The sequence below is a fragment of the Longimicrobium sp. genome (assembly GCF_048594345.1).
In the GTDB taxonomy this organism is placed as follows: domain Bacteria; phylum Gemmatimonadota; class Gemmatimonadetes; order Longimicrobiales; family Longimicrobiaceae; genus Longimicrobium.
This window is the reverse complement of sequence record NZ_JBMDXM010000294.1, coordinates 1-9,670: the sequence shown is the minus strand read 5'-3', so window position 1 is coordinate 9,670 and position 9,670 is coordinate 1. Positions and strand designations below refer to the sequence as shown.

Sequence of the window (9,670 nt, the reverse complement as noted above, 5' to 3'; positions counted from 1 at the left end):
GACCCCTCCCCCAACTTCGGGGGAGGGGTTGGGTGGGCGGCGAGGGTGGCGCGCTTCGGAAGGTGTCGAAGCGGGATCGACTTCTCCCCTCTCCGTGAGGAACGAACGGGGAGGGGCCGGGGGAGGGGCACACCGGCGGGCGCCAGTTCCATGCGTGTCGAAGCGCCGACCACGCCAGCCTGCCACCCGCGCCCCGGCATCATCGAGATCAAAACGGAAGCGCGCCGCCCCCGCGGGACCGGCGCGCTTCGTCTTCATCCCTCCCGAACGCTCAGGGCTCGGTGGCCTGGTCGTCGAAGCGGACCATGCGCGCGACGGCCGGCTTGCCGCGGCAGTCCACATAGAAGAGCATGTAGTACGCGGGCGGCAGGTTGGCCTCGCGCGCGTCCGGCGTCGTGAACACGATGTCGTTGTCGACCGTCCTGAACGGCAGCTCGTGGAACTGCTGGCCGTTCTGCCAGCCGTGCGTGGCCGACGAAAGCTTGATCAGCGACAGCGACGCCCGGCTGTCGGGCGAGCAGCTCTGGGGAAGATGGGCCAGCTTTACCCGGTATTCGGCGTTGCTGTGCAGCAGGTTGAACGTCTTGCCGCCGATCACGGCTTCCGGCCGGTACCTCGGCCGCTCGATGGGCTCGATCGAACGGATCTCTGCGCGCCGGTCCGGGTCGATGAACAGGTACGGCGGGCTGTAGATCTCGGCCACCCAGTCTTCGGTGGGCGTGGTGAGCTGCCCCTTTTGCCCGCGAGCCATGGGTCCATCGCCAAAGAAGTACATGTCCACGTCCACCAGACCCAGGTCAGGCTTGGGCTGCCCCGTGGTGGTGTGCGCATGGCCGGGAGCCGCGTCGCTGCGCACCGTGGCGCGCGCCGAGTTGCCCCCGGAAACCAGGACGCGGCCGTCGGGGAGAAGGAGCGCGTTGTTGTGGTACAGCCGCGGCTCCACCCCCTCTACCATGCGCTGCTTGTAGTATCCGGTAAACCTGCCGTCGGTAAACTGCGGCGTCAGCAGCAGCGGATAGAACACGGGGCCGTAGAAATCGTAGTTGCCGCCGTTGATCACCAGCACCTGCCGGTTGGGCAGGATGATGGCGTAGTGCATGGTGCGGTCGTCCTGCGGCTCCTTGCCCAGAAAGTCCTCTTCCATCGTCCAGCGGCCGCCGAACGGCTCGTTGGGTGAAACGATGAACTCCTGGCGCTTGCGGCTGCCGCGCCCGCCCGCAAAGTGCGTGGGGGGCATGATGTTGTCGTCCACCGTCACGTTCATCGGCAGCAGCGTCCCGGGCGACGTGGGCTGTCCGCCCAGCAGCGTGATGTTGCCCGTGTTGGGGTCCAGGTAGGTGGTGCCGTACGACGTGATGGTGTCGGGACGCTCCGGCCCGCGTTCAAACGACACGCTGGGCTGATCGGCGCTGCCGCCCAGGGTGGCCCAGTACGTGTGCGTGGTGCGCCGCATGAACGCCGTGCTTTCCGTGCGCAGGCTTACCCAATCGCCTTCGCGGGTAAGGTAGATGCGGCCGTCGGGCATCAGGTAGTTTTCGGGATACAGCTTGAACGCGTCACGCTGGTTGGCCCGGATGCACCGCTCGTCGCAGTTTACGTTGTCGTCGGGAACAAAGTCTTGGTTGATGACGGTGGCGAACGGGCTGTTGGGCGTGTTCTGCACGTCTACGCTGCGCCACGCCGCACCCGGGTTGCGCCGGTCGAAACGCGCGGGGTTGAAGAAGTCGACCGTGTGGTTGATCTCGAACTCGTACATCTCGGGATAGCCCTTGTCGAAGCCGACAAAGCCGCTGAACACCGCCATCCGCCCGTCCAGCAGCGGGACGATGCTGGCGTACCAGCGTCCGCGCGGCATGAACCCCGAAAAGATCCAGGGATCGTGCCGTTCTCCGGGAATCCGCCGCCAGTCGAAGCGCTGCCAGTCGATGCCCGTCTCCTTTTTCCAGTCGAAGATGTACGTGGAGCGGTTGCCCGTGCGGTACGGGTAGTAGTACTGGGTGCCGCCGGTAAAGAGCACGTTGCCGTCGGGAAGGTGCAGGTGCCCCGTGCAGAACAGGTCGCTGGGGGCAAACTGGCCCGCGCTGTCCGGGTCCGCGACCGGCACCGGGTGCGGGATGCGGTAGAAGGTGTTCCGGTCGGGATCGTAGACCGCGACGTTGTTCACCAGCTGGTAGTACTTCTCCAGGCTGTCCATCGCGAACGGGTTGCCGTTCCGGTTGAACACGCCGGTGCCCGGGCTGGGGTTGCGGACGTTGGGGTAGTGCTCGATGGGCGCGTGGTTTCGCCAGCTGCTGCCGCTGGCCCACAGCACCTTGCCCGAAGGCAGCAGCACGGCGTGCACCGTCTGCATCCCCAGAATCCGTTCGATGGCGGCACCCCCTTCTTCGGGGATCACCGTGGCCCACCGCCCGTAGATCGCGGGGTCGGGCGTGAGCTTGCGGGCATCGGGGGGCGGCGGGCCTTCCGCGTGCGCGTTCTGCGCGGCCAGCTGCGATGCCGTCGACAGGCATGGCGCCATCGACGCGGCGACGATGACCGCGGCGATCCTGCCGATCCGGCGAGACATCCCTCTACAAACCCTGCGCATGGATCTTCTCTCCTGGGGGGAAGAAAATGGGTAAATCCGTTCGATGTTATTTTAGGCGGATCAGGTGTGTAGCAGCAAGGTCTTCGTTGTCGCCCGTCGGGCTTCCACGGCCGAAAACGGCGAATGCCCATGGATGAACCGGCGCCGCATCCACGAAAGAAATGGCGAAGTTCTCTCCTCGCGCAGGGTCTTCTTCCTCTTATGCGGCAACATCAGCCGCTCACCGCGCTCCTCCCCTCGCGAAGGGAACCCCGGGTGTACAGATTGTCGCCCGAGCCGTTGCCGGCTATCCCCTGTTCCCGGTTCCCTGGTACCTGCGGTTGTTCGTTCAGGTCGCGCTTCCGCTGCCCATGCCGCGTACGTTCACGTACGCCGTTCCGCCCGAACTGCGCGCCGCCGCGCGGCCGGGCGCGCGCGTGCTGGTGCCGTTCGCCAACAAGGAGAAGATCGGCTGGATCGACCGCATCGCCGAGACGCCGGACAAGCCGGGCCGTGTCAAGCCCGTCAGCGCCGTGCTGGACGCGCATCCCAGCGTCACGCCCACGATCCTCAAGCTCAGCCGCTGGATCGCGGATTACTACCTGGCGCCGCTGGGGCAGGTGCTGCGGACGGCGCTCCCCGCCGGCCTTACGGATTCATCGACCGACTACGTCTCCCTGATCCGCGAGCCGGCCGGCGAGGAGCTGTCGCCACTGGAGATGAAGCTGATGGCGTGGCTGGCGGACACGACGGGGCCGCAGGCTGTCCTCCGATTGCGCCGTGAGCTGGGCGACCACGGCTGGTGGCCCGTCATCCGGCGGATGGAGGAGCGTGGCTTCGTTCGCGTGGAGACGGAGGGGCCGCGCATCGAGCACGCCGTCAAGACGCGCCGCGTGTTCCGCATCGTTCAGGAACTGCCCACGCTGCTGGCGCGCGAAGAGGCGTTCGGCCGCGCCAAGCGCCAGCGCGAGGCGTACGAGACGCTGGAGTCGCTGGGCGGGCGGGCGGAGGCGGCGCACCTTACGGCGGGGCTGGGCTTTGCGCCGGAAATCTTTCGCCAGCTGATCAAGAAGGGTTTCGTCGCGTCCGAAGACGAGGTGGTGTCGCGCGATCCGTACGCGCAGATGGACGTGGCCGAAGCGCCGCGGCTGAACCCGACGGACGCGCAGGCCGGCGTGATCCGCGAGCTGGTAAAGGCCAGCCGCACGAAGGAGCCCGGCACTTTTCTTCTCCGCGGTGTCACGGGGTCGGGAAAGACGCTGGTCTACATCGAGCTGCTGCGCGAAGTCGTTGAACGGCAGGGAAAGACGGCCATCGTCCTGGTTCCCGAAATCGCGCTGACGCCGCAGACGGTGGGGCGCTTCAAGGCCGTGTTTGGCGACCGGGTGGCGGTGCTGCACTCCGCGCTCAGCGAGGGCGAGCGGTACGACGAATGGCGGTCGCTGCGCGCGGGCGAAAAGCAGATCGTGGTCGGCGCGCGCTCGGCCATCTTCGCTCCCCTGACGAACCTGGGCGCGGTGATCGTGGACGAGGAGCACGAGGGCTCGTACAAGCAGGGCGAGGCGCCGCGCTACCACGCGCGCGAGGTGGCCGTGGTCCGCGCAACGCTGGAGGGCGCGGTGTGCCTGCTGGGCTCCGCGACGCCGTCGCTGGAAAGCTGGGTGAACGCAAAGAGCGGAAAGTACGCGCTGCTGGAGCTGCCCGACCGCGTGGGCGGCCAGCCGATGCCGCCGATCAAGGTGGTGGACCTGCGGGCGGAGCGTAAGCGGGTCAAGAAGACGACGGGGCCGCTGCAGGAGCCGGCGCCCGTCATTCTGAGCGACGTGCTGGTGGACGCGGTTCGCGAGCGGATCAAGCGCGCGGAGCAGACCATCCTGCTGCTGAATCGCCGCGGCTACGCCACGTTCGTGCAGTGCCGCGAGTGCGGGCAGGTGTGGCACTGCCCGCAGTGCAACGTGTCGCTCACCTTCCATCGCCGGCGCGCGCGGCTCACCTGCCACTACTGCCTGCACGAAGAGGCCGCGCCCAAAATCTGCTCGGCGTGCGGATCCGACGACCTGAGCTTCAAGGGCGTGGGGACAGAGCAGGTGGAGCGCGCGGTGGAGGAGGCGTTCCCCGCGGCCCGCATTGCCCGGATGGACGTGGACACCACCGCGGGCAAGTGGGCGCACCACACCATCCTCACCAGGGTGGAGCGCGGCGAGGTCGACATTCTGCTGGGCACGCAGATGATCGCCAAGGGGCTGGACTTTCCCAACGTTACGCTGGTGGGGGTGATCAACGCGGACACGGGGATCAACCTCCCCGACTTTCGCGCCACGGAGCGTACCTTTCAGCTGCTGACGCAGGTGGCGGGGCGGGCGGGGCGCGGGCCCAAGGGCGGGGAAGTGTTCATCCAGACGGCGCTCCCCAGCCACTACGCGGTGGCGGCGGCCATGGAGCACGACTTCGTCGGCTTTGCGGAGCGGGAGATCGAGACGCGCCGCGAGCCCGCGTATCCGCCGTTCTCGCGGCTGGTGAACGTGGTGGTGAGCGGAACGGAGGAGGATGCGACGCAGGAGGCCGCGGTGGCCGCGGCGGACTGGGTGAGCGGGCTGCTGACCGCGCGAAAGGTGCGCGACGTGGCGCTGGTGGGCCCCGCGCCGTGCCCCATCGACCGCATCCGCGGCCGCTGGCGCTGGCACTTTATCCTGCGCTCGCCCAGCGCAAAGACGCTGGGAAAGGTGGCGCGCTACTTTTTCGAGAAGTACAGCGTGGGCGGCGGCGGCAAGGCCGACCTGCGCATCGCTATCGACCGGGATCCCGTGGCGCTGCTGTAGGGGGCGGCTCCCGTCCTTGTGTCGCAGCCTGGCCAGGGATGAGCGGGTAAACCCGCTGCTGGGAAAGCGATAAGCCCTGTCTCGGCTCGCTTCCGCTCGCCGAACAGGGCTTCAACCGCTCTCGATATTCCTGGATCTCGCGACCTGGCAGTCACTGGCCCGTGGCGGGAGCGGTATGCGCAGGCGGACATCACGTTTCTCAGCCGCGACGCCGCGAGGCTGCGAGTTCAATCACATGGCGGGGCTCACCTGCATCCGCTCTTCGTGGCAGTCTCTAAGGGATGATTAGTTTCGAATTAAGGGGTATAAATTTTACGAACATAGTACAGAGTTGCTGATGACAGGAACGGTTGCGGCCGCGATCTTCGCCGCACCGGATCGCGCTGTATGGCGGCCGGTTCCTGTTTTCACACACGACATCGAGAGCAAAAGATGAAGAAGCTGACGCTTGACCTGGACACCCTGAAGGTGCAGTCGTTCGAGACGGCGCTGGAGCGCGCGGCGGAGATTGGTACCGTGCACGGCTTTGTGAAGAAGACCGGCATCGACGACACCAACTGCTCCGCCATCGACGCCTGCGCGTCGGCGCGCGGCTGCACCGAGCTGGAGACCTGTTTCGGCTGCGAGGAGACCAACACCTGCGAGTCGTACAACGACGCGTGCCCCACGGGCCGCGGCTGCACGCCGCTGTTCCCCTGCTGATCGGCAGGACCTGAGTGCTACGAGAGGGGCAGCCGCCGCGAGGTGGCTGCCCCTGTTGGCGTTCGGTGAACGAATGTCTGCGTGACACGCGGTCCGTCGGCTTTGATATTGGATACGCCTGATGCCGGCTGTGCGAAGCCGGTTTCGATCATCACGGCCAGAATGGAGACGACGATGAAAAAGCTGACGCTGGACCTAAACGGCCTGCGCGTGCAGTCGTTCGCCACGGACGAAAACGGCACGCTGCCGTTCGGCACGGTGCACGGCCGGCAGGCAAGGCCTACGGGGCTGCAGGACCCGGCGTGCTCGGGGGTGGACGCCTGCGGGTCGGCGCGCGGGTGCAGCGAAGTCTTCGAGTGCCGGCCCACGGAGGGCACCAACTGTCCCTCGGCGGCCCTGAACTGCCCGTCGTCGCGCGGGTGCACCAAGGGCCAGTCGCCGGAATGCGATACCTCGGCCGTGGACGCGTGTCCGTCGGCGCGTGGGTGCACGGAGGTCAACTGCCCGGCGCCGGCCGAGGCCAGCTGAACACGTGCGGGGCAGCCATCGCGAGGTGGCTGCCCCTCCGTGCATCCGGCGCAACCGGCCTTGCACCGTCCGCCCTGCGGGAGGGGATGATGCCCATCGCGAATCTGAACCGGTACTGTGCCGTCGCCTGCCGGAGCGAATCAATTCGCCGCTACAACTGCACAGCATCCACCTTCGTGGACTCGGCGGCCCGACAGTATGCGGAGTTCCATGCACCGGCGCGTCCGCAACCGGGAGATCACCGGATTAGATTCGCAATCGCGTACTTCGCCGCTACAACATCACGAAGTCTGCCTGCGCCGACCCCAGCGGCCAGGGTGTACGGCGTCCCGCGCACCCGCGCACCCGCGCACCCGCAACCGGCCGCATCAACGGCGCGCTCCGTCCCAGATCAATCCATTCTCCGAGAAAATCCTTTAGCGAACGCATTTCGCCGCCTATACTGCGCGACGGGCGCTTTGGCGTGTCTACATCCATCCGCGCGTTTGATGAAACTGGTGATCCACAACGCGGCCCGGGTGTGGGGCGGCAATGAGAAGTGGATGCTGACGCTGGCGCAGGGGCTCGCGCATCGCGGGCACCAGGTCGTGGTCTCGTGCCGGCGGGGCGGGGAGGTGGCGCGGAGGATGGAGGCGGCTGGCGTCCGCACCTCCCACGTGCGCCCGGGCGCGGGGGTGGACGTACCGCGCGCGGTGCGCTTTGCGGTGTGGCTGCGGCGCGAGCGGCCGGATGCGGTGCTGCTCACCTCGTGGCGCGGCGGCGGCTGGGGCGCGTGGGCGGCGCGGCGTGCGGGGGTGCCGCGCACCATCGTGCGGCTGGGAATCGTGCGCGTGCCAAAGCGGCGGGACGCGCTCTGGTTCCGGCGCTGGGTGGATGGGCTGATCGTCAACGCGCCGGAGGTCGCGGAGGCGTGGCGCACGGGCGCCACCTGGTATGCGCCGGAGCGCATTCACGTGGTGCTGAACGGCATCGAGTGCGGAGCGATCGACCGGCTTCGCGCGGCGGAGCGCCTGCGGCGTGAGGTGGGGGTGGATGGGGATGCGCTGCTGGTTGGCGCGGCGGGGCACGTGGCGCAGCGCAAGGGGTTCGACGTGCTGCTGGATGCGTTCGCGCGCGCCGATCTGTCCTCGGCGCGCCTGGTGGTCGCCGGCGACGGGCCGGAGCTTCCGCGGCTGCGTGAGCGCGCGAGTGAGCTGGGCATCGCGCAGCGCGTCCACTGGCTGGGGCAGCGGGACGACGTGCCCGCCGTGCTGGCGGGATGCGGCGTGTTCGTGCTGAGCAGCCGCAACGAGGGGATGGCCAACGTGATGCTGGAGGCGATGTCCGTCGGCACGCCGGTGATCACGACGGACGTGAGCGGCGTGCGTACGGCGATCGGGATGGACGGCGACGGATCGTCCGCCGGCTGGATCGTTCCGCCGGAGGACGCGGATGCGCTCGCCGCGGCCCTGCGCGAGGTCGCGTCGCTGCTGCGCGACGATCCCGCGGCGGTCGAGACCCGCGCGGACGCGGCCCTGTGGCGTGTTCGCGAGCGATTCAGCGTGCAGCGGATGGTCGTGGAGTGCGAAGCCGTGCTGGCCGGCGGCGGGGCGGATGCACGGGAAGGCATGGCGGAGCGGCGCTTGTCGATGGTTCGAGAAGGCGCCGTCTGATTTCACTCATCATCCGCGACACACCTCAGTCATCCTGAGGGAGCACGCGCATAACGGTAAGCAACGCAGTCGCCTGCGCGCGACCGAAGAACCTTGCCAGCGGAACCAGGGCTGGGTCTCTGCTTTGGAGCTGGGGTTACAGCGGCGGAGAGAAGGTCCTTCGGTCGCGCGCAGGCTGTTGTGTGGCTTCTGATTACGCGTGGTGCGCTCCCTCAGGATGACTGATTATTGAGGTGTGTGCGAGGGTGCAGATTTTCTGAGAAGCGCGCTCCTTTGGGGAAGGCGGTGCGCATCACAGTGCGCCGGCATCGCGCGGGATGCATCCGTTTGCGGCCAGCCGTGAGCCGTCCACGGTGGGGAGGGTTGCCACTACATGTAGTACAGGGCTTGACCTTTTCCTCAAGATCTGCCAGCTTTCAGCTTAACCGCCACCAGATCGTGCGGCGGCCCTCTCCCGCGACATCTTTTCAGGATCGTGTCGCACGCGTGCCCGGCCCGTGACGAATGCGGGACGCACCCGTCGGAGAGTGGCGCGAGCTTCGCACGGTACTTGAAATCAACCTCTCACAGACGGGTCGGGATCGCGGAAACCGGGTAAACGCCCTCAAGCGACAAGGAGGCGAGCACGCACATGGGTTGTCTGGCGCTCAACGCATCCTACGAACCGCTGACCATTCTGCCGGTAGAGCGCGCCCTGCGGCTGGTGTTTGACCGCAAGGCCGAGGTGCTCGAGGAAGACGACGCGCGCATCTTCCGCTCCGCAAAGGAGCGGGTGGCGGCGCCGCTCGTCATCCGGCTCAAGCGGTTTGTCCACGTGCCGCGCAGGTTCAGGCGGCAGGTTACCAACACCTTTCTGTTTGCGCGGGACGGGTACCGCTGCCAGTACTGCGGCCGGCACAAGGGCCAGCTGCGGGGCCGCGAGTTCCTTACGCGCGACCACATCCTCCCCATCTCCCGCGGCGGCCTTAACACCTGGGATAACGTCGCCACGGCATGCTCCGGGTGCAACAACCGCAAGGCCAGCCACCTGCCCGAAGAGATTGGCATGCACCTGCTGCACAAGCCCAAGGAGCCCAACTACGTTGAGCTGGTGTGGGCGGTGCGCCGCGTGACGGTGGTGCAGGCCAAGTACATCGCCATGTTCTACGGCGAAGAAGTGCTGGCCGCGCTGCTCAAGCACAGCGACGACGACCACGCGCACAGTCAAACGCATTCGCACGATCACGCGCGCCACCTGGCGCTCGTGGACTAAGGCGGGCCCGTCGCTTTCGACTGGCCCGCCTTCTCTTTCCGGAGGCCTCGAACCGCCGCCGATGGTGCCCCACCCCCCGCCCCACCCCCGTCGTTCCTCACGGCGCGGGGAGAAGTCGATCCCCCATCGACCCCATACCGAGCGCACCCCC

The 9,670-nt window shown here is 67.5% G+C and carries 6 protein-coding genes; 5 read left to right on the top strand and 1 reads right to left on the bottom strand.

Features of this window, described 5'->3' with window-relative positions:
- Positions 1-271: 271 nt before the first annotated feature.
- Positions 272-2,566, bottom strand: coding sequence for a galactose oxidase-like domain-containing protein (locus tag ACOJUJ_RS30345; protein WP_420130676.1), 2,295 nt, complete (start codon positions 2,564-2,566; stop codon positions 272-274).
- 182 nt (positions 2,567-2,748) lie between these two features.
- Here ACOJUJ_RS30345 and priA point away from each other — a divergent pair, with 182 nt between their 5' ends.
- The 5 genes from priA (at position 2,749) to ACOJUJ_RS30320 (ending at position 9,519) form a co-directional block, all read left to right on the top strand.
- Complete coding sequence (gene priA / locus ACOJUJ_RS30340) at positions 2,749-5,385, top strand: primosomal protein N' (protein WP_420130675.1); 2,637 nt, start codon at positions 2,749-2,751, stop codon at positions 5,383-5,385.
- Positions 5,386-5,817: 432 nt separating this feature from the next.
- Entirely contained in the window at positions 5,818-6,087 is a 270-nt protein-coding gene (locus ACOJUJ_RS30335) for a pinensin family lanthipeptide (protein WP_420130674.1), read from the top strand.
- Between the two features lie 174 nt (positions 6,088-6,261).
- On the top strand, positions 6,262-6,615 hold the full coding sequence (locus ACOJUJ_RS30330) for a hypothetical protein (protein ID WP_420130673.1): 354 nt from the start codon (positions 6,262-6,264) through the stop codon (positions 6,613-6,615).
- 488 nt (positions 6,616-7,103) lie between these two features.
- On the top strand, positions 7,104-8,267 hold the full coding sequence (locus ACOJUJ_RS30325; protein WP_420130672.1) for a glycosyltransferase: 1,164 nt from the start codon (positions 7,104-7,106) through the stop codon (positions 8,265-8,267).
- A 631-nt stretch (positions 8,268-8,898) separates the two neighbouring features.
- Entirely contained in the window at positions 8,899-9,519 is a 621-nt protein-coding gene (locus tag ACOJUJ_RS30320) for an HNH endonuclease (RefSeq protein WP_420130671.1), read from the top strand.
- Positions 9,520-9,670: the final 151 nt, after the last annotated feature.